General features: G+C 58.1%; 1 protein-coding gene. It reads left to right on the top strand.

What is annotated here, in order from left to right:
• The first annotated feature begins 151 nt into the window (after positions 1-151).
• Positions 152-484 (top strand): hypothetical protein, encoded by a 333-nt coding sequence (locus tag F6X68_RS34950; RefSeq protein ID WP_370519031.1) that lies wholly within the window; start codon positions 152-154, stop codon positions 482-484.
• The last annotated feature ends 56 nt before the right edge of the window (positions 485-540 follow it).

Raw genomic sequence — 540 nt, 5'->3', positions numbered from 1 at the left:
TTGAGCGCAAACAAGTCCTCTGCCAACTCACCGGGTTGCCGCAAGTCCATCAGCAGCACCTCTGCCTAGCTGTACCGAAAACCGGGCCTGAAGATACGGTCGACCGCCTTTGAGGCAAATCGGGTCATCAGCAGCGTGTCGCAGGTTGGGTATGCGCACGGGCGAGATTATGTCGCTGCGCCGGGATGAGGTCGACGTCGAGAAAAAGACGGCTCACATCTGCCGGATCGTGGTTGAAAAGCAGGCAGTCGAGCGGACCAAGACGAAATACACCCGCACCGTAAGGTTGAACAGCCGGGCTCTTGGCGCACTGGCAAGGGCCAGAGAGATCGCGCAATACCGCTCGAAGCAGAAGCGCCGCGTCTCGACGGAGTCGCCATGCATCTTCCAACCTTCTGGCTCGTCACCACAAATCCAGCGTTCACTGCTTGGCAGCTTGGGCGCTCGGTGCAGGTGCTTCTCTCGACCTACGCCAAGTGGTTGAATTCTGCCAACGATTGGACGGAACTGGCGAAGCTGGAAAAGAACGTAATGGGTACA

Source organism: Micromonospora sp. AMSO12t, assembly GCF_008806585.1.
In the GTDB taxonomy this organism is placed as follows: domain Bacteria; phylum Actinomycetota; class Actinomycetes; order Mycobacteriales; family Micromonosporaceae; genus Micromonospora; species Micromonospora reichwaldensis.
This window is presented reverse-complemented; position numbering and strand designations above follow the sequence as displayed.

Bases quoted from the DNA above. Each gene is read 5' to 3' on its own strand.
- F6X68_RS34950 (WP_370519031.1), top strand. From the start codon at position 152: ATGCGCACGGGCGAGATTATGTCGCTGCGCCGGGATGAGGTCGACGTC.